Source organism: Leifsonia araucanica, from assembly GCF_051161895.1.
Classification (GTDB): domain Bacteria; phylum Actinomycetota; class Actinomycetes; order Actinomycetales; family Microbacteriaceae; genus Leifsonia.
This window is the reverse complement of record NZ_JBMBTW010000002.1, coordinates 340,794-367,714: the sequence shown is the minus strand read 5'-3', so window position 1 is coordinate 367,714 and position 26,921 is coordinate 340,794. Positions and strand designations below refer to the sequence as shown.

The following is a 26,921-nucleotide window of genomic DNA, read 5'->3' as shown; positions in this document are numbered from 1 at the left end:
ATCCGTCAACCCCTGCCCCTCGAATGGGTGCGCCGGTATTCTGGCGGAGGCATGAAGGGGTGTCGATACGCGTAAGTGCGGCTGAACCCTGGGCGAACCCTCAACCAGACTTCGGTGACGTGGCGGCCAGAAGGTCACCATCACCCGTCCGCACGGAACCCAAGGAGACAATTGTGACGACCCAGGTAGTGATTCTGGCAGCCGGCATGGGCAGCCGACTCGGACGAAGCCTTCCGAAGCCTCTCACCGAGCTCAGCGACGGCCGCACCATCATGCAGCAGCAGTTCGACAACATCCACGCTGCCTTCGGCAAGGACGCCAAGGTCACGATCGTCGTCGGCTACAAGCTCGAGCACATCATCGAGGCCTTCCCCGACGCCTCCTTCGTCTACAACGAGCAGTACGACCAGACCAACACCTCCAAGAGCCTCATGCGCGCCCTGCAGGCGTCCGGCAACGGCGGCGTGCTCTGGATGAACGGCGACGTGGTCTTCGACCCGGCCGTCCTCGTGCGTGCAGCAGCCACCGTCAACCGCGACCAGTCGTTCGTGACCGTCAACACCTCGTCGGTCGCCGACGAGGAGGTCAAGTACACCACCGGAGCAGAGGGCTACATCCAGGAGCTGTCGAAGACCGTCAAGAACGGTCTGGGCGAGGCCGTCGGCATCAACTACATCTCCAGCGCAGACAAGGCGGGCCTGCTGCGCCAGCTGCAGCGCGTCGGCGACCAGGACTACTTCGAGCGCGGCATCGAGCTCGCGATCGAGCAGGACGGGATGCTCGTCGAGCCTGTCGACATCTCCGACCTGTACGCCGTCGAGGTCGACTTCCAGGAAGACCTGGAGCGCGCGAACCTCTTCGTGTAGTCCGCCGCGCAAACGAAATTCACGCGTCGTCGCTGTATTTTCGTATAGTCATGTGGGCTGCGTGACGAGCACGCAGCTTCGATCAATACGATGGGTTCCGTGACCAGTACATTCACTGCCGTGCGCCCTGCGCAGCGAACGAAGTTCGCCCGCTATCGGCACTCCCTCTGGTTGCTGACCAAGCGCGACCTGCGGGTCCGATACTCGACCAGCGTGCTCGGCTACCTGTGGTCGATCCTCGACCCCCTGGTGATGAGCGGCATCTACTGGCTCGTCTTCACGCAGATCTTCCACCGCAACGTCGGCGAAGACCCGTACATCGTCTTCCTGCTCGCCGCCCTCTTGCCCTGGATGTGGTTCAACGGCGCGGTCTCGGACAGCACCAGGGCCTTCCTCCGCGAGTCGAAGCTGATCCGGTCGACCATGATCCCGCGCTCGATCTGGGTGAACAGGATCGTCGCATCCAAGGGCATCGAGTTCCTGCTGTCCCTCCCCGTGCTCGCGTTCTTCGCGATCATCGGAGGGGCGACCATCAACGTCGACATCCTGCTGTTCCCGCTCGCCGTGCTGATCCAGGTCATCCTGACCGTGGGCGTCGGGCTGATCGTCGCACCGCTCGTGGTGTTCTTCCGCGACCTGGAGCGCGCGATCAAGCTGTTCCTGCGCTTCCTCTTCTACGCGTCCCCGATCATCTACAGCGCACGCGACCTCGAACACATCCACATCCTGAAAGACCTGGCGGCGTTCAACCCGCTCACCGGTCTGTTCAGCCTGTACAGGGCCACCTTCTTCGCGAAGGAGCTGGACTGGTATCTCGTGCTGATGAGCGCCCTGGTGTCGCTCATCCTGCTGGTGGTCGGCGTCCTGGTGTTCCGGCGGAGCGAGCGCGCCGTCCTGAAGGAGATCTGATGACGGCACCCATCATCGACGTGGCCGACCTCGGCGTGCGGTTCCGCAGGAACCGCGGAGGCCGGCGCTCGTTCAAAGACCTGTTCAGCTCGCGGCAGCGCCGCACCCGCCCCGACGACTTCTGGGCGCTCCGCAACGTCAGCTTCAGCGTGGGCGAGGGTGAGGCCATCGGCGTCGTCGGCCGCAACGGCCAGGGCAAGTCCACGCTGCTGAAGCTGGTGGCCGGCGTCATGCTGCCCGACGAGGGCTTCGTGCGGGTCGAGGACGGCGTCGCGCCGCTGATCGAGATCACCGGCGGGTTCGTCGACGATCTCACGGTGCGCGACAACGTCTACCTGACCGCCGGGCTGCACGGGATGTCGCGCTCGCAGATCGACGAGCGGTTCGACAGCATCATCGACTTCGCGGAGATCCGCGACTTCGTGGACACCCCGTACAAGCACCTGTCGAGCGGCATGAAGGTGCGCATCGCCTTCTCCGTGATCTCGCAGCTCGAAGAGCCGATCATCCTGGTGGACGAGGTGCTCGCCGTCGGAGACCGGGGCTTCCGAGAGAAGTGCTACCGGCGCATCGAGGAGCTACTCGCGGGCGGCAGGACGCTCTTCTTCGTCTCGCACAACGAGAAGGACCTGCGCCGCTTCTGCGAACGCGGCCTCTACCTCGACAAGGGCTCCCTGGTGCTCGACGGCTCCATCGACGACGTGCTCGAGCTCTACAACCGCGACTACGGGAGCTGATCGAAACTCCCGGTCAACGGCGGTTTCCACAGGCCCGCCAATCCCTCCACAATTTAAATTACGACACGTTGTCCACATAAAGGGCACGAACACCCGACCAGACGGCTCCCGCGTCAGACGCCATCATTAGTTTGTAGCCATGATCCGCCGTCCCCATGAAGCCCACCGTCCCTCCGAGACCCGTCGTCCCTCCGCCCTCCGGCGCCCGTCCGCGCTCCGCGCCCCCGTGGTGCGCCGGCCACCGGCATCCGGAGCGGGGCACGCCGTCGCACGCCCCGTTCCGTGGGTGGTCGACCGCAGCGCTCCCCCGCTCTACCGGCTGGTGAACACCAGCCGGGATGTGCTCAGCGGGGTCACGGTCAGCATCTCCGGCCGCTCCCGGCTCCGCGTGAGCTCGCCCAGCACGATCGCCCCGGATGCGTCGGTGGTCGCCACGGTGATCGGGCGCGACGTTGCCAGAGACACGATCCTCGTCGTCCGGTGGTTCCATCCGGACGGCACGGAATACCTCTGGAACGTCAGCTTCTAGGCGCGCCGGGCATCGCATGTATTTCACATCTTTTACGCACACGGTGAAAGAGTCCGAGGTGTTTCGGCTCTGGCCACGGACGCACGCTCGCCGTATTTATTGTTTATGTCCCCAGAACCCCTGTCCCCAGCCGCCCTGATCTTCGGTCGTCGGGTGCGCAGCGTCCGCATCGAGCTCGGTCTCAGCCAGGAGAACGTGGCCGACCTCGCGCAGATGCACGTCACCAACTACGGCAAGATCGAGCGCGGCGTCGCCAACCCGAGCCTCGTGACCATCCTGCGCATCGCGAGCGTGCTCGGGGTCGACGTCGGCGCCCTCACCACCGATCTGACCGGTGAGCATCTGCCGGAGGTCTACAGCGTGCTTCCCGCCTCCGACTACCTGCGGTCACGGCACGGGCGCTCGCGCCGCCCGCTCTGAGTCCGGCACGCCCACGCGAGGAACACGGGAGAGTCAACCCCCGTGTTCCTCGCAGAATGTACGCATACACTCGGAGGCGATGGCTAGACAGCAGAAACCGCTCGTATCGGTCACCGGGGGCGCGCCGTCCGGCGCCGAGACGCCCCGCGTGCTCAACTCGACGCTCGACCGTTTCCTCGCGATCCACCGGCCGGCCGTCTTGGCCCACCTGCGGAGCATCCGGCGCAGGAACCCGGATGCGACCCCCGCGCAGCTCGCCGCCATCCTCGAACGCCGCTACCTGGCCGCCGTGACCACCGGCGGAGCCGCGGTCGGTGTCACCGCCGTCATCCCGGCGATCGGCACCGGCGTCACCATCGCACTCTCCGGTCTCGAGACGGCCGCCTTCCTGGAAGCGACCGCCCTCTACGCGCAGTCGCTCAGCGAGCTGCACGGCATCGCCGTGGACGACCCGGAACGCGCCCGCGCCCTCGTGCTCACGATGATGCTCGGCAAGGAGGGCTCGGACCTCGTCCGCCAGCTCGCCGGGCAGGTCGCAGGATCCGGTGCCGGGCGCAGCGCGTACTGGGGCGAGATGGTCACGTCCAGCCTGCCGACGATGATGGTCGGGCCGCTGGTGGACAGGCTGAAGAGCGCGTTCATCCGGCAATTCGCGATCCGCGGAGGGGCGGGCATCATCGGCCGCGCCATCCCGTTCGGCGTCGGTGCCGTCATCGGTGGCGCGGGGAACAACATCCTGGGCAGGCGCGTCGTGCAGAACTCCCGCCTGGCCTTCGGCCGCGCGCCCGAAGTCTTCCCGGCGGCGACCGACCCGGTCATCCGGCCGGTCGCAATCGGCGAGAAGAAGCCGGACATCGCCGGCCGCTCCCTCGCCGCGACGACCGACGGCGTGCGCAGGATGGGCGCGAGCGCCGGTGGTGCCGCCGTCCGCGCCGGGAAAGTGCTGCGAGGCGCTGTCCCCCGCCGCCGGGCAGCGACCGACGCCCCGGCAGAGCTGGAGCAGGGGCAGGGACAGGACACCGACCTGCTCGCACTCGACGAGCGCGCCGACGACTAAGCCGGGGCAAGGGGCACCAGGCGAGCGGGCAGGCGACTGAGCGCGCGCAGCGCTGGGGCAGCGCTCAGACGATGGGCGGGCGGCCGGCCAGCGTCATCCGCCAGACCGTGCGCCAGCGGAGTGGGCGGCGCTCTCCGGGGTCGGTGCGCCAGCCTTCCCGCCAGCCGCCGAACCACGCCTTCAGCACCGCCGGCTTCCTGAACCAGCGGAGCAGCTGGATGCCCGTCCACGAACCCACGTAGAGCGGCGCCAGCACGGCGGGGAGGTTGCGGCGCGCCAGCCACACCCGGTTGCGGGCGTTGAGCCGGTAGTAGTACGCGTGCCTGGTGGGCGACACCGCCGGGTGGTTGGCGATCAGGTCGCCCGCATACCAGGTGCGCAGGCCCTGGTCCCAGACCTTCCAGGCCAGGTCGATGCCCTCGTGCGCGTAGAAGAACGGGGCGGCCCAGCCGCCTGCCGCATCGAACACGCTGCGCGGCAGCACGATGACCGCCTCGCACACCGAGAAGACGTTGCTCGGGCGCGCCGGGTCGCCCTTGCGGATGCGCGGGATCCAGCGCCGCGGCGACATCGTGCCGGACGGGTCGACGATGCGCGGCTGGATCATCCCGATGCCCGGGTCCGCCTCCAGCTTGCCGATCGCGTCGCTGAGGAACTGCGGCGACGGGATGCACGCGTCGTCGTCCAGGAAGAGCAGGATGTCGCCGGTCACCAGCGGCACGCCGGCGTTGCGTCCGGCCGGGATGCCCAGGTTCTCCGGGAGGTGCAGGGTGCGGACACCCTCCGGCAGCGCGGGGTCCGAGGTCGCAGGATCCCAGCCGTTGCCGACCACGACGATGTCGGTGGTCACCCCCGTCTGCGCCAGCACCGAGTCGACGCCGCGGCGCAGCTCCTCCGGTCGCGTGCCCTGGGTGAGCACGACGACGGCGACCTGCCGGTCAGCCACGGACGCGCTTCGACGACATGATGGCCACGAAGTGCCCGATCAGCGCCAGCAGTGCGAGCGGCACCAGCACGGACAGCAGGATGCGGTTCGCCAGCTGGTCGCCGATGAACAGCCCGACGATCGAGAACACGAAGATCATGATGGTCAGCTCCACCGAGTGGTACAGGCGGTGGAACGGGACGAAGCGGGCGGCACGGCGCAGGCGGGCGATCACGCCGTGGGTGGGCGCATACGCCGCCTGCGTGTCGGCCAGCTTGCCGAGCCCGGCGTTCGCCCTGGCGACGCGCACCATGTCGTTGAGCGCCTTGTTGAGCACGATGATGAGGGCGAGCAGCGTGCCCAGGTTGGTCCAGAGGTAATCGGCCGGAGCTTCGAACGGGTATCCGGCGGCGCGGATGCCGAGCGCGATGGCGATCAGCGTCTCCGTGGAGTAGTGCCCGACGTTGTCGAGGAAGATCCCCGCGGGAGACGACGTGTTGCGCCAGCGCGCCACCTCGCCATCGCAGCAGTCGACGAGCATCTGCAGCTGACCGAGGATGAGCGCGAGCGCCGCACCGCCGATGCCCGGGATGAGCAGGCTCGCGGCCGTCGCCCATCCGGTGAGGATCATCAGCCCGGTGACGCCGTTGGCCGAGATCGACGTCTTGAGCAGGAACCAGGTGAGGTAGGGAGACAAGTTGCGCAGGTAGAGCGACGCCGTCCAGTGCTCGGCGTTGCGTCGGCCGCGCACCTCGGGCGGCTGCGCGACGGCGCGCAGTTCGGCGATCGAGGTCGGGCGCGCTCCGTGCGCGCCGGCTCCTGGGGCTGACATGGCTACCTTCCCGTGTGGGCAGTGATGTTCCGGGTGAGCGACAGGTATCCGAGGATGAACCCGCTCCCCCAGCAGAAATGGATGCACGGCAAGACTACGAGAAACCACAAGAACGAACGAAAGCCGCCGTCGGGCCCTGCGAGCAGAGAGCGTCCCCAGACCAGCGCGGAGACGAGCACGATGAGCACGTAGAACGCGGGGATCGCGAAACCGATGAGCAGCCACGGTGCAGCCCCGACGATGGCCTGCACGATGCCGGCTATGCCGAGGAGCAGCCCGACGGCCACGGCGACCACCATCAGCGGCGGCGCGAAGTAGCGCAGCCCGTTTGCGGCCGGGAAGCGGCGCGCCAGCTCTCCGCGCCACACGCCGGTGGAGACGAACTGCCTGGCCAGCCGGTACAGGTTGGGGCGCGGACGATACGTGACCTTGAGGCGCGGGGTGAACCACACCGTCCCCCCGGTGGAGCGCAGGCGGCGGTTGAGCTCCCAGTCCTGCCCGCGCTTGATGTCCTCGTCGAACATGCCCACTTCGAGCAGCCGGTCGCGCTGGAAGACGCCGAGGTAGACGGTCTCGGCCGGTCCTGCCTCGCCTCCGACGTGCAGCTTGGTGCCGCCCAGGCCGATGCGGCTGCCGTATGCGCGCGCGACGGCGCGCTCGAACGGGGTGGTGCCCTGCGCATCCATCAGCCCGCCGACGTTGTCGGCGCCCGTCTCCAGGATGGTCTCGACCGCGATGCGGGCGTAGTCGGGGGGAAGCACCGAGTGCGCATCCACCCGGATGACCACCGGGTAGTGCGACTGCCGGATGGCCAGGTTGAGCCCGGCCGGCGTGGAGCCGACGACGTTCTCGACGATGTGGATGCGGTTGTCGATCGCCGCGAGCTCCTCGACGAGCTCCGTGGTGCCGTCCATGCTCGGGCCGAGGGCGACGGTCACCTCGAACGGTCCTGCGTAGTCCTGCGCGAGGAGGCTGTCGACGGCCGCCCGCACGTGAGTGACTTCGTTCAGAACGGGCATCACGTACGAGACACCGGGAAGGGTGTGCACAGTGTTGTCCGGCATCGGTTCCATTCGTCGTTTTCGGGTCAATCGAGCTTATCAGCCGTGGATCGCCGCGCCTGGGAACCGCACCCCCGCACGGCACGAGGCCGCCCCGCTGCTGCGGGACGGCCTCGTGGTGGCGCTGGTGGCGATCAGCTCGCCGGGAGGGAACCCAGCGTGACGGTGGTCGTCTTGGTCTGGCCGTCGCGGATGTACGTCACGTCCGCCTTGGCACCGGCCGCGAGGGCGCGGACCTGAGCCGTGAGATCGGTCGCGCTGGTGATCGGCAGGCCGTTGAAGTTCACGACCTCGTCGCCCGCCTTCAGGCCGGCAGCGGCTGCCGCTCCTCCGGAGGTGACCTCCTTGATGATGGCGCCGACGTTCTTCGCCTTGGCGTCGGAGGACGAGTCGGTGACGGATGCGCCGAGCAGGCCGTGCGTCGCCGAGCCGTTCTTGATGATCTCCTGCGAGACGCGCTCCGCGAGGTTCGCCGGGATGGCGAAGCCGACGCCGATGCTGCCCGACTGGCTGCCGCTCGACGACGAACCGCTCGCGCTGGCGATGGCGACGTTGACGCCGATCAGCTCGCCCTTGCTGTTCAGCAGGGCGCCGCCCGAGTTGCCGGGGTTGATCGCGGCGTCGGTCTGGATGACCGGCAGCGAGATGGTCGCGGTCGCCTGCTGCTGCTGCTGCTGCTGGCCGGAGCCGCCCTGGCCCGGGAAGTCGAAGTTCCACGGGTTTCCGTTGTTGTCTCCCCCGCTGCCGCCGGACGAGTCGTCTCCCGACTTGGGGGCGGCGGACGACGCGATGCTGATGCTGCGGTTGAGGGCGCTGACGATGCCGTCGGTGACGGTGCCGGACAGGCCGAGCGGCGCGCCGATGGCCACCGCGGTGTCCCCGACGTTCAGCTTGCTGGAGTCGGCGAACTTCATCGGGGTCATCCCGGATGCGCCGTCCAGCTTGATCACGGCGAGGTCGGTCGTCGGGTCCGTGCCGACGATCTTGGCCGTGTAGATCTTGCCGTCGTTGTCCTGGACGCTGACGGTCACGTTGGATGCCTGGCCGTCGAGGGTCACGACGTGCGTGTTGGTGAGGACGTAGCCGTCGGAGGTGAGGACGATGCCGGAGCCCGTGCCTCCCTCGCTCGACCCGGTCACCGAGATGGTGACCACGCTCGGGGACGCCTTCGCGGCGACGGCGGTGACCGTCGTGGCGTTGTTCGCGTCGTTGACCGTGATGTTCTGCGGACCCGAGACGGTCTTGATCGTGGCGTTGTTCGAGCTGGTGGCCGCGTAGATGCCGACACCGGCTCCCGCTCCGGCGACGCCGCCGATGAGGGCGCCGATCGCGAGGGTGGCGATGATCATGCCGGTGTTGCGCTTCTTGGCCGGCTTGTCTGCGGCCGCGACGCCAGGGGCCGTGGCGTACGGGCCCTGCTGGGTGTGCGGGGCGTACGGCTGCTGCGGCACGCCCTGGTATGCGGGCTGGCCGAAAGCGCCGTTGCCGTAGTTGGGCTGCTGCGCCGTCGGCTGCTGGGCCGTGGGCTGCTGGCCGTACGGCTGCGGCGGGACGGGCTGCGTCGGCTGCGTGGTGTGCGCGGCCGGTGCGACGGGAGCCGTCGGCTGCTGCGCGGTGGGCTGAGCGCCCGTCGGCTGCTCAGCGGCGGACGCGGCGGCCGCAGCCGGTGCTGCGGGTGCCGTCTCGGCGGCGGCGGGCGCCTCCCAAGCGGGCGTGCCAGCGGCGGGGGCGGCGGGCGCCGCGGGGGCCGCCGGTGCTGCGGTCTCCGCCGACTCGGCGGGCGCGGCCGGCGCCTGGTTCTCTGCTGCGGCGGGAGTCTCGGCTGCAGCGCCCACGACCGACTCGGTGTCGGCGTCGTGCTGGGCCTTCGCGGGCTCCGGAGTGATCGGGGTGTCAGTCATGGTGTTGCTCCTTCCAAGCACTGACAGCTTGGGATGCGAACCTGGGTGTTCTATTTGCGGCCCCTGTGGACGAGCTACCGCCTGTCAATGACTCTGCACAACGTACCGAATGCATCCGGTGACCGACACCCCGTAGGTTGGGAGGCAGGACGGCGAGAGGACGTGACCATGACGGTGCCAGGCGCGTGGAGACGGGCGGCGAGCGGCGCCGGGCTGCTCGGGGCGGACGGGACGATCGCCTCGACAGTGTTCGCCGAGATGAGCGCGCTCGCCGTGCGCACCGGCGCGATCAACCTCGGCCAGGGCTTCCCGGATGAGGACGGGCCCGCCGAGGTCCTCGACGTCGCCGTCTCCGCCATCCGGGACGGCAGGAACCAGTACCCGCCGGGCATCGGCATCCCCGAGCTGCGGCTCGCCATCGCCGAGCACCAGCAGCGCTTCTACGGCCTCACCGTCGACCCGGACCGCGAGGTGCTGGTGACAGCTGGGGCGACGGAGGCCATCGCCGCCACCCTGCTCGCCCTGCTGCAGCCGGGAGACGAGGTCGTCACCTTCGAGCCGTTCTATGACGCATACGGCGGCCTCATCGGCCTCGCGGACGGCAGGCACCGGACGGTGCCGCTGCGGCTGCCCGACTTCCAGCCCGACCTCGACGAGCTGCGGGATGCGGTCACCGACCGCACCAGGATCATCCTCGTGAACACGCCGCACAACCCGACGGGCACGGTGCTCGGCGCCGAGGTGCTGCGCACGATCGTCGAGCTGGCGCACGAGCACGACGCCATCATCGTCACCGACGAGGTGTACGAGCACCTCACCTTCGGTCTCCCCCACGTCCCCATCGCCACGCTGCCCGGGGCACGGGAGCGCACGGTGACGATCTCGTCGGGAGGGAAGACGTTCAACACCACGGGCTGGAAGATCGGCTGGCTCACCGCCCCGGCCGAGCTCGTCACCGCGATCCTCACCGTGAAGCAGTTCCTCACCTACGTGAACGGCGCACCCTTCCAGCCGGCCATCGCGGCCGGGCTCCGGCTGGGCGACGACTACTTCACCGGCATCGCAGAGACCCTCCGGAGCAAGAAGGACCTGCTGTCGGCCGGCCTGCGCGAGGCCGGCTTCGGTGTCGCGAACTCCGACGGAACGTATTTCGTGGTGGCGGACGCCGCCCCGCTCGGCTTCGACGACGCCGTGCGGTTCTGCCGCGAACTGCCGCACCTCGCCGGGGTGGTGGCCGTGCCGCTGTCCGCGTTCTGCACGGACGAGTACCGGGCGCGGACCGCATCCCTCGTCCGGTTCGCGTTCTGCAAGCGCACCGAGGTGCTCGAGCGGGCGGCCGCCCAGCTCGCCGGGCTGCGACACTGACCGGGCTGCGACACTGACCGGACGGGCGTGCGCTGCGGCGCGCCTCAGTCGATCGGCTCCACCCGGTAGCGGCGGAGCGCGAGGGCCGGATTGAGCTCCCGGACGGAGCGCACGCGTTCGGCGTCGACCTCGGCGACGGCCACCCCGGTGGTCTCCCCGATCGTCGCGAGCGCGACGCCCATCGGGTCCACGACGGTGCTCGACCCGACGCCGATCGGCGGCGCGTGGTCGGCGGCTGCGACGTACAGCGTGTTCTCGATGGCGCGCGCGGCGATCAGCGTGCGCCAGTGCTGCTCCTTCAGCGGCCCCCGCACCCACTCCGCCGGCACGAGCACCAGCTGGGCCCCCGCGTCGGCCAGGCGCCTGGTGACCTCGGGGAAGCGCAGGTCGTAACAGGTCTGCATCCCGACCGTGATCCCGTCGGCGTCGAACGTCTGCGGTGCGTCGAGCGCTCCGGGGACCACCCACTCCGACTCGCTCGCGCCGAACGCGTCGTAGAGGTGCTGCTTGCGGTAGGTGGCGACCACGTCGCCGTCCGGGGAGACGGCGACGAGCGTGTTGGAGAACCGGTGCCTGTCCTCCGTGCTCTCCACCAGCCCGGCGACCACGAACACCTGGTGCTCGCGCGCGGCCTCGACCAGCGCCCCGACGAACGCGCCGTCGAGCGGCTCGGCGTTGCGTGCGAAGCCGGAGCCCAGTGGATGCTCGAAGTACGACGAGTACTCCGGGAACACCACCAGCCGCGCCCCCCGGCCCGCCGCGACCGCGACCAACGCGGCGACCGCATCCCGGTTGTGCACTCTGTCGTCGGTGGGCGTGAACTGCACCACGGCGACGGTGACCGTCTGAGCCTCGTCCATCATCGGCCTCCCTCGACCACCGCATCCGTCGTGACCTCGAGCGGCAGGCGCAGGCTGATAGTGGTGCCGACGCCCTCCTCGCTGGCGATGTCGATGCTCCCGCCGTGGGCGGTGACGATGGCCTTCGTGATCGTCAAACCCAGTCCGACGCCCGGCACCGCGTTGCGGGTGGCGGTGGATGCGCGGAAGAACCGGTTGGACAGCTGCCCGAGCTCGACGGCCGGGATCCCGATGCCGGTGTCGCTGACCGCGATCACCGCATCCCCTCCGTCCGTGGACAGCGTCACGGTGACCGTGCCGCCGGACGGGGTGAACTTGATGGCGTTGGAGACGAGGTTGTCGACGGACTGGCCGATGCGCACAGGGTCGCCGAACATCGTCACCGGCTCATCCGGGAACTCGGCGGCCAGGGTGATCCCAGCGTTGGCCGCCACGGGGCCGGCCGACTCGACGGAGGCCGCGATCAGCGGGCCGAGGTCGACGTCCTTGTGCTCCAGCGGGAACCGGCCGGACTCCACCTGCGCCGTGAACAGCAGGTCGCCGACCAGCCGCAGCAGGCGGTGCGCGTTGCGCTCCGCGACGCCGAGGTACTGCAGCTGCTCCTGCGAGAGCGGGTCGTCCTCGTCGTCGCGCATCAGTTCCAGATAGCCGAGGATCGAGCTGAGCGGCGTGCGCAGCTCGTGCGAGATGAGGCCGACGAACTCGTCCTTGAGGCGCGCGAACTCGCGGGCCTGGGTCATGTCCGTCGCCACGAAGATGAAGCCGACTCTGTGGCCGTTCTCGTCCAGGCGCGGCGTCGCTGCCACCTGCACGGGCACCTGCTTGCCGTCCGGGCGCACGTAGGTCCAGTCGCGCACGTCCGCGTAGCCGGAGCGGACAGCATCCACCAGGGCGGAGAAGTCCTCTGCGCTGGACACGGTCTGCACGCGCGCGTCCATCGCGCGCAGGCGCTCCTCCAGCTCGGAGGCCAGGTGGAAGTCGATGATGTGGCGCCGGCCGTCGAGCGCCTGCTTCTCGGTCAGTCCGAGCATCTTCTCCGCGCCGGGGTTCCAGACGTCGATCAGCCCGTCGAGGTCCGTGCCGATCACGGACTGCTCCGTGACGGCGTTCCAGATGCTCTGGATGAGCCGGTTGGCCGTCTTGAGGCGAGCCTCGTTGAGCACCAGCTCGTCCTGGGCGCGCACCGCCTGCTCGAGCAGTTCCTTGCGGAGCTTCGCCGCCTCGTTGGCCGCGGCGAGTTGCACCCTCACCCTGTGCGCGATCTCGTTGATCACGACGGCGACGATCATGTAGATCAGCGGGGAGAAGAACGCGCGCACCAGGTCGCCGACCGTGCTGGGCACCGAGGTCGAGATGAGCGGGGCGAGGAGCACGAGGAACGTGCCGAGCGCCGCGATCACGGCGTTGATCCTGCCCTCCTCCGTCGCGATCCACACGAACGGCAGCAGCAGCAGTGCGCCGTACGGCGAGGTCGATCCGCCCGTCCCCAGACGGAACAGTCCGACCGCGATCAGCGACACCACCGGGATGAGGATCGACCACTCCGTGCGGATCTTCTTCCACGGAAGGGCGAACGACAGAATGCTCGCCAGGGCGGCGAGCACGACGCCGATCGTGAAGTAGAGCGGCTCCGTCGGCCACGGGCTCACCGGGAGCAGGATGACGCCGATGGCGATCAGGAAGCCGATGATCGTCGGAAGCTGCTTGACGAACGGGGTGGGAGAGTCGAGCGAGATCCTGCCGAGCCAGCGGTCGAGGGTCATACCGTCGCCTCCATCCCGAGCATCTCCCGGATCCGCGCGGTGAGGACCTTGGGGCTGAACGGTTTGATGATGAAGCTGTCCGATCGTTCGGCGACGACGCCATGGTCGGTGAGCAGCTGCACGGACGCGGAGACCATCAGGATGAGCGTCGCGCTGGCGACCGGATCGGCCCTGACCGCCTCAGCCACCTCCACCCCGTTCATCCCCGGCATCGAGATGTCGAGGACCACGAGGTCGATCCCGCCCGCCCGCACGGCGTCGAGCGCCGCCGGACCGTTGTCGACGGCCGCGACCACCTCGACGCCCGCGCGGCGCGCGGCGATCTGCATCAGCCCGCGGATGTCGTCGTCGTCATCGGCGATGACGACCCTCGGAATGCCTGCACCGCTCACGTGAGGAACACCGTGCGCACCACGACGATCGCGGCCAGCACGACCAGCGCGATCCCCGCGTACGGCAGCAGACGGAACTCCCAGCGCTTGTTCGCGTCGATCTCGCGCTGGATCTCGTCGTACGTCTCACTGTCGATCTGGATGGGACTCATCGGTCCTCCTCCCCTGCTGCTCGTTCTCGTGCTCGTTCGACGTCGTCCTGGGAACGACGATAGGCGTCGTCCAGGATGTGCGCCACACGTTCGTATCGACCGACGTCCACCGCGTCGTGGCTGTCCGTCGACGCGACGATGCGTGCACCGGCCGCGATCAGGACCGCGACGGCCTCCGGACCGGGACACGCCCACTTCTCGTTGACCTCGACGATCGTGCCCGTGCGTGCCGCCGCTTCCGCCCAGGCGGAGAGCCGGTCGGCGCCCAGCTGGTCCTCCGACAGGCCCACCTTGGGCAGGATCGAGAACCAGTGCGCCAGCTGCGCGTTCGGCGTGCGCTGCATGGCCAGGATGCTCGCGGTGATCAGCTGATCCAGCGCGTCGTCCTCCGAGAGTCCCGCCGCCAGGCGCTCCGTCGTCTCGCGCGGCGACCACGGGCCGTCCGTGCCGGGGAACTGGTGGTCGCCGATCACGATGGCGTCGACCCCACCGTCACCTCCGACGATCAGGTCGGGCGGCGTGTCGATGGCGCCGGACGCATCCAGCAGCTTCGTCTCCACCCCCGTGAACACCGTGAGACCGCTCGGGATGCGCTCGGCAGCGACGGCGCGGACGAACTCGGGCACCCAGGTGGTCGACGCCCGCACGTGGTCGATCAGCCGCAGTTCGCGGAGACCGGCCGCCTCCGCGGCAGCGAGGTTCTCCGCGAGAGTGCTGACCGCGTCGTCGGAGAAGGTGGAGTGGACGTGGTAGTCGCCGAGCAGCAGCTCGCGCGGGGCCGTCGTCACTCCTCGCCCGGGCCTTCCGCGTGGGCGGCGTTCTCGGACACGAGGACGTCGGACGGGTCGAGGAACACGTCTTCGAGGAAGCGCACGTTCGCCAGCTCGACGAAGTCGACCGTGGCGGGTGCGCCGAACCCGGTGACCAGGTCGAGCAGCAGCGACGGCATGTCGACGCCGGCGGCGATGGTGAGCGGCATCGCGCCGGGGAAGCGCGGGTTCACCTCCAGCAGGGCCGGGATGCCCGCCGTGCTGTACCGCAGCTGCACGTTCGCCACTCCAGTGAGCCCGATCGCGCGCGCCACGTCGGCCGCCGTGCGGGAGAGCTCGTCGCGCTTCACCGTGCGTCCGGCGATGGACACCCCGGAGTCGACGCGTTCGCGCGAGCGGGGAACGGCGGCGATCACGCTGCCGTCGAGTGCGGCGAGCACGTCGACGGAGAACTCGTCGCCGGGGAGGTTCTCCTGGATCAGGATGCTCTCGTCCGTGCCGAGCGACTCGAGCGTCTCGCGGTCGGGGATGAGGCGGACGCCGCGGGAGCCCGCTCCGCTGCGCGGCTTGATGATGACGGGGAACGTCCAGTCGTGCGCGACGCCGTCCGCGTTCAGCAGCCGCGTCTCCGGAACGGCGAGCGACCCGGCGCAGCGCTCGGCGAGCAGGTACTTGTCGAGGCAGACGGTCAGCGTCTCGATGCTGGGGGCGGCGAGCGCCGTTCCGACGGCGAGCAGGTCGTCGCGCCGGGCTGCGAGGCCGGGCAGCTCGACGTCGACCGTCGAGAACAGGACGTCGATGCCGTCCGCCTCGCACATCCCGATCAGCTCGTCGACGAATCCTGCGGACTTCCCGGCCGGCACGATGCGTCGGTCGGCGGCGTCGACCAGGTAGAGGCCGCTCGCCCAGCCGTCCATGTCGGCGGCGAGCACCTGCACGTCGTCGCGGGCCAGCAGGGAGCGGATGACGGCGACACCGGCTGGGCCGCCTGCGCCTGTCACGAGAACACGGGTCACTTCTCTGTTCCTCTATCCATTTCTTTCGCTCTCGTCCTGGCGTCCGTCGTCAGGGACGATGCGGGCACCGAGATGTCGGCGGTGTCTTTGATCACTTCGAGCGGCTCGCAGCTCTGCCCTCCGCCGAACCGCGACCAGTAGCGCGCCGTGGCGAGCACGAAATCGGGTTCGAGGTAGGAGCGGAGCTCGGTCTGCGACCGGAAGCAATCGATCAGTCGCAGTTTCGCGTCTGTGAAACCATCTATCGGCACGAACCGGGTCGGCCGGTAGTCGATCGTCGCCGACGGGCTCTGATAGCAGCAGACCGTGCGCACCGACCGGGTGGCCACCAGGGTCGCGGAGTGCACGGCGCGGTGGTCCTGATGGCGGTCGTGGGCGGAGTGCGTGTACACGATGTCCGGCTGCACCTCGGCGACGACGCGCTCGATGATGCCGACGGTCGGGTCGGCCGCGGAGATCTGCGTGTCCTCCAGGTCCTCCATGAACAGGCGGGCGCCGAGCAGCTCGGCGGAGGCCAGCGACTCGTGCTGCCTGTCGTCCGCATCCCCTCCCCGTGCACCCCTCGACATGGTGAGGATGACCACGGTGTTGCCCGCATCCCGGTGGGCGGACAGGATGCCGCCGACACCGATCTCGACATCGTCGGGATGCGCGCCGATGGCCAGCACCACCTGCGGACGCTGCGCGGCCTTCTTGGTGCGCCCCTGCTCGGCGAGCCGCGTCACGATGGAGACCAGATCGGCGGAGGAGACCGGCTTGGTCAGGAACTCGTCCGCCTGCGCCCGCAGAGCGGACACGGCGTAGTCGACGGACACGTGCGCCGTCATCACGACGACGGGCATCCCGGGATACTGGCTGCGCAGCTCCTTGAGCAGGTCGAGACCGGAGATGCCGGGCATCTCGATGTCGGTGAGCACGAGGTCCGGCTCGAAGTCGGCGATGGCGGCCAACGCCTTCGACGGATCGGTGATCGCGATGACCGACGCATCCGCGCGCTTCTCCAGCACGGTCTTCATGTAGAAGGCGACATCCGGATCGTCCTCGATCACGCAGACCCGGTACTTCTGAAGCGAACTCGGCATGGGCGCCCTCCCTGCGTCGACTCTACCGGCGGGGCCGCTCCGGTTCCGGCCCCGAAACACGGCATCGACAGATCGGTCTACCGGCGACCGCCGCCGACGACGCGGCACGCCCGGGATGCGACCCCGATTTTCCCTTCGCCGCCGGCCGGTGCTAAAGTAAATTCTTGTGACGCGGGGTGGAGCAGCTCGGTAGCTCGCTGGGCTCATAACCCAGAGGTCGTAGGTTCAAATCCTGCCCCCGCAACCAGAAAGGCCCGGATTTCCACGGAAATCCGGGCCTTGTTCTTTGCGTCTCGACCGGTCAGCACCCTCGGGTAGCCTCATTCTCGTGTCTTGGTTGCCTCGAATTCGCGCCGTCATCGTCGCCGCCGTCGTCGCGCTCGGCCTGATCGGCGCCGGGCCCGCGACGGCAGCGGTCGCCGCCGGTCCCGCCCAGGCCGCCGGTCCCGTCCAGCCCGCCGGACCCGTCCGCGCCGACACCGCCGACTTCACCTTCGATTCCTTCGACGCCGACTACACGCTCACGCGCGACGCGAACAAGGACTCGACGCTGACGACCATCGAGACGCTGGTGGCCGAGTTCCCGTCATTCGATCAGAACCACGGCATCGTCCGCGCCATCCCGCTGTCGAATCAGCACACCGATCTCCGGCTCGACGTCCGTTCGGTCACGGACGCGGACGGCGCAGCCATCCCGTTCACCCGCGACGATCAGGACGGCTTCGCCCGGCTCACGATCGGCTCCGCCGACGCATACGTGCACGGACGCCAGACCTACGTGATCACCTACACCCAACGCTTCGTGGTCCGGCCGTTCGCCGACACGCACGACGACGAGTTCTACTGGGACGTCAACGGCACCGGATGGGATCAACCGTTCGGCAAGGTCAGCGCACGTCTCCATCTCGACAGCGCGCTGACGGGTGCGCTGACCGGTCAGCAGTCCTGCTACGTCGGCGAGCAGGGCAGCATCACGCCGTGCACCATCTCGTCGGCTCCCGCACCGGACGGGACGGTGATCTCCGTGAGCCACGAGACGGTGCCGCCCCGGCAGAATGTCACCATCGCCGTCGGCTTCCGCCCGGGCACGTTCGCTCCCCCGCCGGACGCCAGGGATGCCTTCCCCTTCGCCGTGCTGCCCTGGATCCTGCTGGCCATCGCCGCGCTGATCGTCGCGGGCGCCCTGGTCGCGCGTTCGGTCCTCTGGCGGACGCCGCGCGGACGCGGCATCATCGTGCCGCAGTACACCCCGCCGCCCGGCGTGTTCCCCGCCCTGGCCGCCACGCTCCTGAAGCGGGAGGACCGCGCGCTGCCCGCCCAGCTCGTCGGCTTCGCCGTCAACCGGGTCGCTGCGATCATCGACCATTCGGACGCCTCCCAGTCCCGGCCGTTCGGCCTGCGCCTCCTCGCCGACCCCGCGACCGTGAGGGACGACGCGGAGCGCGACATCCTGACCAGGGTCTTCGGTGCGGCGGAACCCGGCCACGAGGAAGTGCTCGACCCGCAGAACCAGGTTCTCGGCGACCGCCTGGCCGGACTCGGCGGCGCACTGAACACCGTGGTGACCCAACGCGGCCTGAGGGCACGCCCGAAAAGCCGCCTCCCGCTCCTGTTCCGGTTGGGCATCGTGCTGATCCTCATCGCCTGGATCGTCGTGTTCGCCTGGTCGACCACCCAGAACGCGACGACGGCCGTGCTGGGATGGGGCTTCGCCGGCGTGATCGTCGCAACCATCGCCGTCTTCCCGCTGAGCGCCGTGCCGAACCTGCTCACCGAGAAGGGGGTCGAGCTCCGGGACTATCTCCTCGGCCTGCGCGACTATCTCGCCCTCGCCGAGGCCGACCGCTTCCGCGTGCTGCAGAGCCCGGAAGGCGCGGAGCGCGTGGACGCGCGCGACGGCACGGCCGTGGTCAAACTCAACGAGAAGCTCCTGCCGTACGCGATCGTGTGGGGCGTCGAGAAGGAGTGGATGCGCGAACTCGCCCACTCCTACGAGGTCACCGCCACCCAACCCGAGTGGATGCCCGGCTCGGCCAACCCGGCGCTCCTCCCCCTCCAAGTCGCCGCGTTCAGCTCGCTGTACCACGGCACCCCGTTCGCGACGACGCCGCCGGTCTCGTCATACTCCGGCTCGGGCGGCAGCAGCTTCACCGGCGGCGCCGGTGGCGGCGGCTTCTCCGGAGGCGGCGGGGGTGGAGGCGGCGGAGGCGGGTGGTGAGCTGCCTGCGCCCGCACGGCTCCGCTTCCTCATACACTCGATCCGATGAGACCTGCGATCACAACGGGCCTGAACGTCGAGCTTCCCGCGACGGACGAACGAGCGTTCCTCTCCATGCATCCCTCCGGACCGACCCTCAAGCTGACGCCTGATTTTCAGCGGATGTGGATTCCAGCATCCGTGGCCGGGCACTCTCAGCGCGGGTCGACTTTCCACGCGACCGTGGCCGCCGGCCGCGGCGACATGGAGACGCGGGAGCTGCTACTCGACGATTTGCTGGTCAGCTGGGCGGAGATCGCTGCGACGGAGATTCCCGATCCGACGCGGGTCACCCGCGTCTGGCTCGGCCTCGACCCGCGCGCGTCCGCGAAGTTCTTCCGAGCCTCGAACCCCGACGCGGACCTCCACGTGAACGGGCGCAGCGTCTGGCCGGTGGACCACGCGGTGCTGGACGAGCTCGACGCGGCAAGCGGTGACCTCACTGGCGGGACGACGGTGCGCGCATTCACGTTCTCGTCGCGATTCTCCAGCGAGCGGAACGCGCCCCGCACCATCGCGAGCAGCGACCTCGAGCAGGTCTGTCTGGAACTCGAGTTCGATGCGCCGACCTCACTGAGCGACGCACGGAGCGCGCTGTTCGCCGCGCAGACGCTGCTGGAGGCTGTCGGAGAGACCGGCATCGACGCCTCCAGAGAGCTGTGGGTCTGGTCGACGGTCGACGGCCGCCCCGGCGAGGTCGTCGCGAGCGAATGGTGGTCGAGGGCGCTTCTCGGCCAGACCGCGGACACGTCAGCGCTCGCGCCGTGGATGCGGGTCGGGACGCGCGGGAAGCTCGACATCCACTCCATCGGCGGCCTGCGCGGCATCCTCGAGTGGATGACGCTCTGCCACAACGTTCCGTACATCGCCTCCGCGCTCAGCGGAGAGCACCGCACCACCATCACAGACCGCCGCAACAGGATCAGCTCGCTCGCCATCGGCTGGGAGCACCTCTCCCACTGGGTGCAGCGCAACGTTCACGGGCGCACCCCGTCGACCGCGAGCACGATCACCGACCTCGTCTCACCGCTTCTGCGCGGGTCCACCCGGTTCCGCTCGCTCGTCAACCTGAGCTGGAACACGAACAACGAGATCAAACACGTCGCCCTGCGGGCATCCACGAAAGAGCGGACGCCGCTCCGCCGGGACGACGTTCACGGTCATGAGAACCTGGCGCACTTCATGTACACCACCCTGGTGGTGGCTTCGATGGAGGCGGCGGGGATGCACACGGCCGCGAAGGATGTGAGTCTGGACCTCGAAGACGAGGGCCCGCACGAGCACGTGTGGGGCAGTCTCGCGGACGCATACGCCGCGTGACCCGACTCAGTCGAACCGCACCTCCACCAGATCCACGACGGTGACGCCTTCGGCGGTCAGCTCGATTTCGATCCGCTCACGGATGTCCTCCGCCGGTTCGCCGTCGTCGTACGTGGCGTGCCCGTCGGCGGGCAGGATCACCTCGAAGCCGCGTTCCAGCGCGCCGAGCGCCGTCGACCGGATGCAGTATTCGCTCTGCAGCCCGGCCACGATCAGGGTGGAGACGCCCATCGCGTGCAGCACGTCGGCGAGCGCGGGGTTCGACTCGAACGTGTTGGCCACGTCCTTGCGCACCACCGGCTCGCCCGGCAGCGGTCGGAAGACGAACTCCCAGCCCGGCGTCCCCGGCTCGTCCGGGTCTCCCGGCCGTCCGTCGTTCTGCACGTGGACGATCGGGATGCGCGCCTCCCTCGCCCGTTCGAGCAGCCCGGACATCGTCTCGCGGAACGCCGCAGCACCCTCGATCGCCGTCTCGCCGTCGAGCATGTTGCGTTGCACATCCACCAGCATCAGTCCGTAACCCATCTCCACATCATCCGCCCACCCCCGGCGACCCGCCAGTCCGTGCAGCATCCCGGGCGAGCCCGATTCGCTATGGTCGTCAGCGGGGAGCAACGCGCACCGAGGGAATGCACACCGAGGAAATGCGCACCGAGGAGCGGAAGACAGTGGCAGACGATCACAGCACGGCGACGCAGGCCGCCATCCGTGAGCGCAACGTCCGGAGCGCCCTGCAGCTCGTCCTCTCCGGTGGGGGCACGGCGACGCGCGCCGGGATCGCCCGGCGCACCGGCCTCACCTCCGCCACCGTGTCCTCCCTCCTCTCCGGGCTGATCTCCGACGGCCTCGTCCTCGAAGGGCAGCGCGCCGAGAGCACGGGCGGCAAGCGCGCGACGACGCTGCAGGTGGATCAGGAACGACACGTGCTGCTGTCGGTGATCGTGCAGCCGGGTCTCGTGCGCGGCGCGGTCGTCAACCTGCTCGGGGCCGAGCTGACCACCGTGTCGCAGCGCCCGTCTGCGCCCGGCGCCATCGAGGACGTTCAGTCCGTCGTGCGCAGGCTCGCCGCATCCACCACCGCGGCCATCGTCGCCGTCGGCGTGCAGGTGCCCGGCATCGCGGACGGCCCGCTCATCCGGGAGTCCGTGCAGCTCGGCTGGACGGACGTCGACCTCGGCGCCGCGCTCCTGGGCATCGTCGACGCCCCCGTGCACCTGGTCAACGACGCCGACGCCGAAGCCCTCGCCGACTATTCGAGCTCCGACCAGTTCGGCGCCAACCAGATGGTCGTGTCGCTGAGCACCGGCGTCGGCGCTGCGTTCATCGTCGACGGCAGCGTGCTCGCCGGTGCCGCCCACCGTGCAGGCGAGATCGGCCACGTGCCCGTGCTGTTCGGCCAGGATGCGCCGCTCTGCCCGTGCGGCAACCGCGGCTGCCTCGAAGAGGTCGTCTCCGTCACTGCCCTGCTCGGCCTCCCGCACGGAACCGACCTGGAATCCGTGGATGTGGCCGGACTCGCCGCGACGCCGGAATCCAGGGAGCGCATCGCGTTCGGCGCGCGCGTGCTCGCCCGGTCGCTGCTGCTCGTCGGGGCAGCACTGGATGTGCCGAACGTCGTGCTGGGCGGTACGGCGCCCAAGCTCGGCGAGGAGTTCATCGGCCACCTGCGCGCAGAGGCGGCGCGGCACCCGGTCCGTGCGGCCATGCCGCTCAGCTTCCGCTACGCGAAGGTCGCGCTCGAACAGCCCTTCCGCGGCGCGGCACAGCACGCCATGCAGTCGACCCTCGGGGTCAGCTGGGCGCTCTAGGCCGCGCCGTCCCGCTCCGCCCGGTGCTCGTGTGCGTGCTCGTGCGCGCCGGTCAGCAGATCGAGCAGCGCTCCCCCGCGCGCTCTGTCGAACCCGAACGTCGCGATGTCCGCATAGGCGTGACCGGTCAGCCTGTGCCCGAGATCCACCACCAGCACCGACCGGCAGGATGCGCGCACCGCGTCGACCACGGCGCGCACCCACGCGCTCCGCTCGTTGTCGACGCCGACGATCACCACCGGAGCCTGCGTCGCCAGCACCAGATGCGGGTCGTCACCCTCCGCGACGGACACCACCGGGTTGGCGGCCCACTGCCGCCCGGACGGCGAGTCCGGTTCCGCCCACGCCTCGGCGAGGGTCGACCAGCGCGGCACGCCGAGCAGCTCGTTGTCGACGGTGGCCAGCCGCACCACCGTGCAGCGCCCACGGAAGGCGGGAAGCGCATCCTGAGCTGCCGGCGCGAACGCGAACGACCGGGCGATCACCTCCGAGGTCGCCGGACGGTCGAGCACCAGGGACATCAGGACACCCCGAGCTGCGCCGACATCACCATGACCACACAGCCGCGCACCACGATGTCCCGGCCCTGACTCGTCATGCGGAGCGTGGCGTCCGAGTGGAAGCCGGCCATCGTGCGGTTGCGCAGGGTCTCCCCCACCGCATCGATCAGCGCGCCGTCGAGCAGTTCCTCCGGGCCGCTGAGAACGACCTCGGACAGGTTCAGTGCGCCGACGATCGGTGCGAGCGCCACGCCGAGCCGCTGGCCGGCCACCCGCAGCACCTGATGGACGGGCTCTCCGGCGATCGCCGCGGCCGCGACGCGCGATTCCAGCCGGGGCACGGCGAGCCAGGCCTCCAGGCATTTCTCCCTGTCGTACTCCGCCTCCGCGCCGTCGTCCGTGCCGACCATCACCTGGCCGATCTCACCGGCGGCGAACCTGCTGCCGAGCACCAGAGCACCGGCGACGAGCAGCCCGGAGCCGACGCCGTGGCCCACCTTGATGAGCATCATGTCCCCGTGCGCGCCGCCGAAGCCGTGCTCGGCGAGCACCGCGACGTTCGCGTCGTTCGTCACGAACACCGGCAGACCGGTGCGCTCTTCGATCCGGCGCTGCAGCGGCTGGTCCGTCCAGCCGAGATTCGGGGCGGCAACGACCGTGCCGGACGGGTCGACGATGCCGGGCGAGCCGATGCCGATTCCCAGGATGGGCGCCGTCGTCATCCCGACCAGCCTGTCCACGAGCCCAAGTACCTTGGCCACGGCCTCCTCGCCGTGGCTGCCGGCGAGAGCGACCTCCGCGGTCGCCAGGATCGTGCCGTCGATGTCGAGCACCGCGCCGCGGAAGGCGGAGTGCTCGCTGAGGTCGACGCCGACGATCTGCGTCGCCGCCCTGTTCATGTCGAGGAGCACGGCCGGCTTGCCCGGTCGCGCGTCGTCCCGCTGACCGAGCTCGATGACCAGGCCCTCGGCGATCAGGTCGCCGACGAGGTCGGAGATGGTGACCCTGGTGAGGCCGGTCTCCCTCGCGATGTCCGCCCTGCTCACCTGGCCGGCGCGATACAGCGTCTGCAACACCAGGGAGCGGTTGTGATTGCGGGCGTGCTCGGGGAGCACCTTGCCGCGCGGGCGCAGCGCACGCCCGGGAACCATGCCGCGATCCTGCGGGATCGTGCTGTGCTCGCTCGCGGTGGAGCGCCGTCCTTCGTCGACCAGCATGTTTGTTAGTAAAGTCGACAATCAAAGTTTTCGCAAGCGTTTCCTGGCCTCGCGGTGGCGCGTCGCGGAAATCCGCCACTCGCGCGCGTCCCCGCCCGCGACACTTTGTACGGCGGCTGAACATACAGGACCGAGCACACGAAAAAGGGGCGGGGCGTGCATCCCGTGGATGCACGCCCCGCCCGTCGGAGTCCGCCCGCTACTTGGAGGAGCTGGTGCCCTCTGCCGCGAGTGCGTCCTGCAGCGCCTGCTGGAGGCGCTGGTCGGCCTGGCCGTACTCTGCCCAGTTGCCCGCCTTCAGCGCCGTCTCACGGTCGGCGAGAGCCTGCTTCGCCTGTGCGAGCGCCTGCTGCAGAGCCGGGTTGTTCTGCGCCGAGCCCGAGCCGCCTGAGCCGGTCTGGGAGCCGCCCGTTCCTCCGGTGCCTCCTGTACCGCCCGTTCCTCCGGTGCCTCCCCCGGTCTGCGGCACGTTGTTGTCGCCGGCGGTCGCGCCGGAGTCACCGCCGAATAGCGCGTCGAGCGCTTGGTCGAGGGTGTCCTCGAACGCGATCTTGTCGCCGAACGCCACCAGCACCTTCTGCAGCAGCGGGTAGCTCGTCTCGCCCGTGGACTTGACGTAGACCGGCTGCACATAGAGCAGACCGCCACCCACCGGCAGGGTCAGCAGGTTGCCGTTGATCACGTCGGTCTTGCCCTGTCTGAGCAGGTTGAGCTGCGCGGAGACCGTCGGGTCGGAGTTGAACGTGTTCTGCACCTGTCCAGGCCCTGGCACCGTGTCGCTCGATGGCAGGGTCAAGAGTCTCAACTTGCCGTAGGCCGAGGAGACCTTGCCCTTCGTCGAGCCCGCATCGGAGTCGACGGCCAGGTAGCCCTTCAGCACCGACCTGCTCGACTCGCTGGATGCCTGGGGTATGAAGGTGGTGTACAGCGAGAACGACGGCGCCTTCTGACCGGGCATCTGCATCGTCAGGTAGTACGGCGGCTGCAGCGTGGGATCGGTCGGCGACGACACGGGGTCGTTCGGCGTCGTCCACGCGTCCTCCCGCGAGTAGAACGATCCCGCGTCGGTCACGTGGTACTGACCGAGCACCGAGCGCTGCACCTTGAACATGTCCGCCGGGTAGCGCACGTGGCTGAGGAGCTGCGAGCTCATGTCGCTCATCGGCTTGACCGTGGCGGGGTAGATCTTCTCCCACGTCTTCAGGATGGGGTCCTTGGCGTCCCAGGCGTAGAGCGTGACGGAGCCGTCGTAGGCGTCGACCGTGGCCTTGACCGAGTTGCGGATGTAGTTGATGTCGTCGAAGGCGTATGCCGGCTTCGGCGTCTCGGTGTCCGCGATGGCGTCGCTCAGGCTGCCGACGTGCGAGTACGGGTACTGGTCGCTCGTGGTGTATCCGTCGATGACCCACTTGACCCGGCCGTCCACGACCGTCGGGTACGCCTGCGAGTCGAGCGTCAGGTACGGCGCCACCTTCTGCACGCGCTTGACCGGGTCGCGGTCGTAGAGGATCTGCGAGTCGTTGTTGACCGCGTCGGACAGCACGATCTGCTCGTCCTGGAACTTGAGCGCGTAGACCAGCCGCTTGAAGATGTTGTCGAGCTTCGGGCCGCCCTCCCCGCTGAACGTCGTGTACGTCTGTTGCGCGTCACCCTTGCCGCCGGGGTAGTCGAGCTCGACGTTCTTGCCGCCCTTCGGACCGCCGACGATCGAGTACGTCGGCGACTGCTGGCCGAAGTAGATGCGCGGCTCGTACGTGCCGAGCGACCCCTGGCTCGGGATGCCCGACTCCAGGAACACGGGCTGGCCGTCGACGGAGCGCTTGTTGCCGTACGCGGCCACGAGGCCGTAGCCGTGCGTGTAGACGATGGTGTCGTTGTACCAGTTGCGGGCGCTCGTCAGGCCGGACTGCTGCAGCTCGCGGACCGCGACCACCGCATCCTGTTCCTTGCCGCCGATGTCGTAACGGTCGACGGCGAGGTTGTTCGGGAACGCGTAGTACTGGCGGAACTGCTCCAGCTGGCGGAACGACGGACTGACGACGGCAGGGTCGATGATGCGGATCTGCGCCGTGGTCTGCGCGTCCTGGCGCAGCTGGCCCTGCTCGACGTCCGTCGTGGCGTTGTAGGGGATGACGTCGATGTCGCTGAGGCCGTACGCATCCCGGGTGGCGTCGATGCCGTTCTGCACGAACGGCGTCTCGAGCGTCTTCTGGCTCGGCTCGACCTGGAAGCGCTGGATCACCCAGGGGTAGATCGCACCGGCGATGAGGGCTGCGACGATGAGCAGCGCGGTTCCGACGATCGGGAAGCGCCAGCGGCCGATGAAGGCCGTCAGCACGAAGAGCAGCGCCACGAAGACCGCCGCACCGGCGAGCACCGCGCGGGCGGGGATGGTGGCGTTCACGTCGGTGTACGCGGCACCGTTGATCATGTCGTTGACGTTGGAGTCCGTGACGGTCGCGTACCGGTCCAGCCAGATGCTCACACCCTGCAGCAGCAGGTAGAGCGCCGAGATGACCGAGATCTGGATGCGCGCGGCCTTCGAGATGCGCACCTCGCGCCCGCTCACCCGCAGCGAACCGTAGAGGTAGCAGGTGGCGAGCGTTGCCAGCAGTGCGATGAGCACCACGGCCGATGCGAACCCGACGGCGCCGCGGTAGAACGGCAGCGCGAACAGGTAGAAGCCGATGTCGAGGTGGAACAGCGGGTCGGTCTTGCCGTACGCCGTGCCGTTCAGCCACATGGCGGCGGTCTGCCAGCGGCTGCCCGCCGAGACGCCGGCGAAGATGCCGAAGACGATCGGGATGCCGTACATCGCGAGGCGGCGCAGCGGCTCGACGACCTGCTGGTAGCGGTCGAGCTGCGAGTTCAGCTTGGCGTAGACCGGTCGCAGCCGGTATGCGAGCTGGATGGCGAGCCACAGGGGCACGGCCATGCCGAGGAACCCGATGAAGAACATCGTGATCGCGCCGAACCACTGTGTGGTGAGGACGTTGAGGAAACCGACCTGCTGGTACCACAGGATGTCCGCGTACAGTCCGGCGAAGACGAAGAAGGCGATCACCAGAGCGACGATCACCCCCAGGGTGATCCAGATGGCCGCGCGACGGCGCCCAGGTGGTCGGACTGCTGCTGTTGAACTCACGAATGGCCCTCATTGCTCTCGCGTGGCAAGGTCAGAA

General features: G+C 69.1%; 25 protein-coding genes and 1 tRNA gene. 11 read left to right on the top strand and 15 right to left on the bottom strand.

Annotated features, from left to right (window positions below; translation table 11 throughout):
* Nucleotides 1-173: 173 nt before the first annotated feature.
* The 6 genes from ACN6M5_RS01720 (at nucleotide 174) to ACN6M5_RS01695 (ending at nucleotide 4,518) form a co-directional block, all read left to right on the top strand.
* A complete protein-coding gene (locus ACN6M5_RS01720) occupies nucleotides 174-866 on the top strand; it encodes a phosphocholine cytidylyltransferase family protein (RefSeq protein ID WP_085369463.1) in 693 nt (230 codons plus the stop codon).
* A 99-nt stretch (nucleotides 867-965) separates the two neighbouring features.
* The gene (locus tag ACN6M5_RS01715) at nucleotides 966-1,775 is read left to right on the top strand and encodes an ABC transporter permease (protein ID WP_434948296.1); all 810 of its coding nucleotides are present in this window, start codon (nucleotides 966-968) and stop codon (nucleotides 1,773-1,775) included.
* Nucleotides 1,775-2,512, top strand: a complete 738-nt coding sequence (locus tag ACN6M5_RS01710) for an ABC transporter ATP-binding protein (RefSeq protein WP_085369462.1) — start codon at nucleotides 1,775-1,777, stop codon at nucleotides 2,510-2,512. The genes ACN6M5_RS01715 and ACN6M5_RS01710 overlap by 1 nt, the downstream gene beginning before the upstream one ends.
* Before the next feature lie 139 nt (nucleotides 2,513-2,651).
* Nucleotides 2,652-3,041 (top strand): hypothetical protein, encoded by a 390-nt coding sequence (locus tag ACN6M5_RS01705; protein WP_247597352.1) that lies wholly within the window; start codon nucleotides 2,652-2,654, stop codon nucleotides 3,039-3,041.
* A gap of 105 nt (nucleotides 3,042-3,146) precedes the next feature.
* On the top strand, nucleotides 3,147-3,461 hold the full coding sequence (locus ACN6M5_RS01700; protein ID WP_434948295.1) for a helix-turn-helix domain-containing protein: 315 nt from the start codon (nucleotides 3,147-3,149) through the stop codon (nucleotides 3,459-3,461).
* A gap of 79 nt (nucleotides 3,462-3,540) precedes the next feature.
* Nucleotides 3,541-4,518: a hypothetical protein gene (locus tag ACN6M5_RS01695; protein ID WP_434948294.1), complete on the top strand. Its 978-nt coding sequence runs from the start codon at nucleotides 3,541-3,543 to the stop codon at nucleotides 4,516-4,518.
* Between the two features lie 64 nt (nucleotides 4,519-4,582).
* On the opposite strand, the gene ACN6M5_RS01690 is transcribed toward ACN6M5_RS01695, so the two are convergent.
* The 4 genes from ACN6M5_RS01690 to ACN6M5_RS01675 all read right to left on the bottom strand — a co-directional run bounded on the left by ACN6M5_RS01690 (nucleotide 4,583) and on the right by ACN6M5_RS01675 (nucleotide 9,237).
* Entirely contained in the window at nucleotides 4,583-5,464 is an 882-nt protein-coding gene (locus ACN6M5_RS01690) for a glycosyltransferase family 2 protein (RefSeq protein ID WP_434948293.1), read from the bottom strand.
* The gene (locus tag ACN6M5_RS01685; protein WP_168689172.1) at nucleotides 5,457-6,275 is read right to left on the bottom strand and encodes a CDP-alcohol phosphatidyltransferase family protein; all 819 of its coding nucleotides are present in this window, start codon (nucleotides 6,273-6,275) and stop codon (nucleotides 5,457-5,459) included. The genes ACN6M5_RS01690 and ACN6M5_RS01685 overlap by 8 nt, the downstream gene beginning before the upstream one ends.
* A 2-nt stretch (nucleotides 6,276-6,277) precedes the next feature.
* Nucleotides 6,278-7,339 carry a glycosyltransferase family 2 protein gene (locus ACN6M5_RS01680; protein WP_085369458.1) on the bottom strand — a complete coding sequence of 354 codons (1,062 nt, stop codon included), beginning with the start codon at nucleotides 7,337-7,339 and terminating at the stop codon, nucleotides 6,278-6,280.
* 131 nt (nucleotides 7,340-7,470) lie between these two features.
* Nucleotides 7,471-9,237 carry a S1C family serine protease gene (locus ACN6M5_RS01675; RefSeq protein WP_434948292.1) on the bottom strand — a complete coding sequence of 589 codons (1,767 nt, stop codon included), beginning with the start codon at nucleotides 9,235-9,237 and terminating at the stop codon, nucleotides 7,471-7,473.
* A gap of 168 nt (nucleotides 9,238-9,405) precedes the next feature.
* Between ACN6M5_RS01675 and ACN6M5_RS01670 the strand changes: the two genes are divergently transcribed.
* On the top strand, nucleotides 9,406-10,602 hold the full coding sequence (locus ACN6M5_RS01670) for a pyridoxal phosphate-dependent aminotransferase (protein ID WP_434948291.1): 1,197 nt from the start codon (nucleotides 9,406-9,408) through the stop codon (nucleotides 10,600-10,602).
* A gap of 44 nt (nucleotides 10,603-10,646) precedes the next feature.
* On the opposite strand, the gene ACN6M5_RS01665 is transcribed toward ACN6M5_RS01670, so the two are convergent.
* The 7 genes from ACN6M5_RS01665 to ACN6M5_RS01635 are packed head-to-tail and all read right to left on the bottom strand — an operon-like array spanning nucleotide 10,647 to nucleotide 16,637.
* Complete coding sequence (locus ACN6M5_RS01665; RefSeq protein WP_434952286.1) at nucleotides 10,647-11,462, bottom strand: carbon-nitrogen hydrolase family protein; 816 nt, start codon at nucleotides 11,460-11,462, stop codon at nucleotides 10,647-10,649.
* On the bottom strand, nucleotides 11,462-13,225 hold the full coding sequence (locus ACN6M5_RS01660) for a sensor histidine kinase (RefSeq protein ID WP_434948290.1): 1,764 nt from the start codon (nucleotides 13,223-13,225) through the stop codon (nucleotides 11,462-11,464). The genes ACN6M5_RS01665 and ACN6M5_RS01660 overlap by 1 nt, the downstream gene beginning before the upstream one ends.
* On the bottom strand, nucleotides 13,222-13,617 hold the full coding sequence (locus ACN6M5_RS01655; RefSeq protein ID WP_434948289.1) for a response regulator: 396 nt from the start codon (nucleotides 13,615-13,617) through the stop codon (nucleotides 13,222-13,224). Before ACN6M5_RS01655 ends, ACN6M5_RS01660 begins: the two co-directional genes overlap by 4 nt.
* On the bottom strand, nucleotides 13,614-13,769 hold the full coding sequence (locus ACN6M5_RS01650) for a hypothetical protein (protein ID WP_168689167.1): 156 nt from the start codon (nucleotides 13,767-13,769) through the stop codon (nucleotides 13,614-13,616). The genes ACN6M5_RS01655 and ACN6M5_RS01650 overlap by 4 nt, the downstream gene beginning before the upstream one ends.
* Nucleotides 13,766-14,557 carry a PHP domain-containing protein gene (locus ACN6M5_RS01645; protein ID WP_434948288.1) on the bottom strand — a complete coding sequence of 264 codons (792 nt, stop codon included), beginning with the start codon at nucleotides 14,555-14,557 and terminating at the stop codon, nucleotides 13,766-13,768. Before ACN6M5_RS01645 ends, ACN6M5_RS01650 begins: the two co-directional genes overlap by 4 nt.
* On the bottom strand, nucleotides 14,554-15,555 hold the full coding sequence (locus tag ACN6M5_RS01640; protein WP_434948287.1) for an ATP-grasp domain-containing protein: 1,002 nt from the start codon (nucleotides 15,553-15,555) through the stop codon (nucleotides 14,554-14,556). Before ACN6M5_RS01640 ends, ACN6M5_RS01645 begins: the two co-directional genes overlap by 4 nt.
* Nucleotides 15,552-16,637, bottom strand: coding sequence for a response regulator (locus ACN6M5_RS01635; protein WP_085369451.1), 1,086 nt, complete (start codon nucleotides 16,635-16,637; stop codon nucleotides 15,552-15,554). Before ACN6M5_RS01635 ends, ACN6M5_RS01640 begins: the two co-directional genes overlap by 4 nt.
* Before the next feature lie 170 nt (nucleotides 16,638-16,807).
* Here ACN6M5_RS01635 and ACN6M5_RS01630 point away from each other — a divergent pair.
* The 3 genes from ACN6M5_RS01630 (at nucleotide 16,808) to ACN6M5_RS01620 (ending at nucleotide 20,214) form a co-directional block, all read left to right on the top strand.
* A tRNA-Met gene (locus ACN6M5_RS01630) sits at nucleotides 16,808-16,884 on the top strand.
* 81 nt (nucleotides 16,885-16,965) lie between these two features.
* Nucleotides 16,966-18,855 (top strand): DUF2207 domain-containing protein, encoded by a 1,890-nt coding sequence (locus ACN6M5_RS01625; protein ID WP_434948286.1) that lies wholly within the window; start codon nucleotides 16,966-16,968, stop codon nucleotides 18,853-18,855.
* A 45-nt stretch (nucleotides 18,856-18,900) separates the two neighbouring features.
* A complete protein-coding gene (locus ACN6M5_RS01620; protein ID WP_434948285.1) occupies nucleotides 18,901-20,214 on the top strand; it encodes a hypothetical protein in 1,314 nt (437 codons plus the stop codon).
* A 6-nt stretch (nucleotides 20,215-20,220) separates the two neighbouring features.
* On the opposite strand, the gene ACN6M5_RS01615 is transcribed toward ACN6M5_RS01620, so the two are convergent.
* Complete coding sequence (locus tag ACN6M5_RS01615) at nucleotides 20,221-20,739, bottom strand: isochorismatase family protein (protein WP_434948284.1); 519 nt, start codon at nucleotides 20,737-20,739, stop codon at nucleotides 20,221-20,223.
* Nucleotides 20,740-20,882: 143 nt separating this feature from the next.
* On the opposite strand from ACN6M5_RS01615, the gene ACN6M5_RS01610 reads away from it, so the two are divergent.
* Nucleotides 20,883-22,022, top strand: coding sequence for an ROK family transcriptional regulator (locus ACN6M5_RS01610; RefSeq protein WP_168689162.1), 1,140 nt, complete (start codon nucleotides 20,883-20,885; stop codon nucleotides 22,020-22,022).
* On the opposite strand, the gene ACN6M5_RS01605 is transcribed toward ACN6M5_RS01610, so the two are convergent.
* From ACN6M5_RS01605 to ACN6M5_RS01595, 3 genes are all read right to left on the bottom strand, one after another.
* Nucleotides 22,019-22,543 carry a hypothetical protein gene (locus tag ACN6M5_RS01605; RefSeq protein ID WP_434948283.1) on the bottom strand — a complete coding sequence of 175 codons (525 nt, stop codon included), beginning with the start codon at nucleotides 22,541-22,543 and terminating at the stop codon, nucleotides 22,019-22,021. The two genes, ACN6M5_RS01610 and ACN6M5_RS01605, sit on opposite strands and share 4 nt — an antisense overlap.
* Nucleotides 22,543-23,739 (bottom strand): ROK family transcriptional regulator, encoded by a 1,197-nt coding sequence (locus ACN6M5_RS01600; protein WP_434948282.1) that lies wholly within the window; start codon nucleotides 23,737-23,739, stop codon nucleotides 22,543-22,545. Before ACN6M5_RS01600 ends, ACN6M5_RS01605 begins: the two co-directional genes overlap by 1 nt.
* Nucleotides 23,740-23,938: 199 nt before the next feature.
* Nucleotides 23,939-26,884, bottom strand: coding sequence for a UPF0182 family membrane protein (locus ACN6M5_RS01595; RefSeq protein ID WP_434948281.1), 2,946 nt, complete (start codon nucleotides 26,882-26,884; stop codon nucleotides 23,939-23,941).
* Between the last annotated feature and the right edge of the window lie 37 nt (nucleotides 26,885-26,921).

Excerpts from the sequence above, each read along its gene's own strand:
- ACN6M5_RS01675 (WP_434948292.1), bottom strand. The coding sequence starts at position 9,237 with ATGACTGACACCCCGATCACTCCGGAGCCCGCGAAGGCCCAGCACGAC.
- ACN6M5_RS01615 (WP_434948284.1), bottom strand. The coding sequence starts at position 20,739 with ATGGGTTACGGACTGATGCTGGTGGATGTGCAACGCAACATGCTCGAC.
- ACN6M5_RS01620 (WP_434948285.1), top strand. The coding sequence starts at position 18,901 with ATGAGACCTGCGATCACAACGGGCCTGAACGTCGAGCTTCCCGCGACG.
- ACN6M5_RS01685 (WP_168689172.1), bottom strand. The coding sequence starts at position 6,275 with ATGTCAGCCCCAGGAGCCGGCGCGCACGGAGCGCGCCCGACCTCGATC.
- ACN6M5_RS01705 (WP_247597352.1), top strand. The coding sequence starts at position 2,652 with ATGATCCGCCGTCCCCATGAAGCCCACCGTCCCTCCGAGACCCGTCGT.
- ACN6M5_RS01710 (WP_085369462.1), top strand. The coding sequence starts at position 1,775 with ATGACGGCACCCATCATCGACGTGGCCGACCTCGGCGTGCGGTTCCGC.
- ACN6M5_RS01700 (WP_434948295.1), top strand. The coding sequence starts at position 3,147 with ATGTCCCCAGAACCCCTGTCCCCAGCCGCCCTGATCTTCGGTCGTCGG.
- ACN6M5_RS01600 (WP_434948282.1), bottom strand. The coding sequence starts at position 23,739 with ATGCTGGTCGACGAAGGACGGCGCTCCACCGCGAGCGAGCACAGCACG.
- ACN6M5_RS01670 (WP_434948291.1), top strand. The coding sequence starts at position 9,406 with ATGACGGTGCCAGGCGCGTGGAGACGGGCGGCGAGCGGCGCCGGGCTG.
- ACN6M5_RS01605 (WP_434948283.1), bottom strand. The coding sequence starts at position 22,543 with ATGTCCCTGGTGCTCGACCGTCCGGCGACCTCGGAGGTGATCGCCCGG.
- ACN6M5_RS01695 (WP_434948294.1), top strand. The coding sequence starts at position 3,541 with ATGGCTAGACAGCAGAAACCGCTCGTATCGGTCACCGGGGGCGCGCCG.
- ACN6M5_RS01650 (WP_168689167.1), bottom strand. The coding sequence starts at position 13,769 with ATGAGTCCCATCCAGATCGACAGTGAGACGTACGACGAGATCCAGCGC.
- ACN6M5_RS01665 (WP_434952286.1), bottom strand. The coding sequence starts at position 11,462 with ATGGACGAGGCTCAGACGGTCACCGTCGCCGTGGTGCAGTTCACGCCC.
- ACN6M5_RS01680 (WP_085369458.1), bottom strand. The coding sequence starts at position 7,339 with ATGCCGGACAACACTGTGCACACCCTTCCCGGTGTCTCGTACGTGATG.
- ACN6M5_RS01635 (WP_085369451.1), bottom strand. The coding sequence starts at position 16,637 with ATGCCGAGTTCGCTTCAGAAGTACCGGGTCTGCGTGATCGAGGACGAT.
- ACN6M5_RS01660 (WP_434948290.1), bottom strand. The coding sequence starts at position 13,225 with ATGACCCTCGACCGCTGGCTCGGCAGGATCTCGCTCGACTCTCCCACC.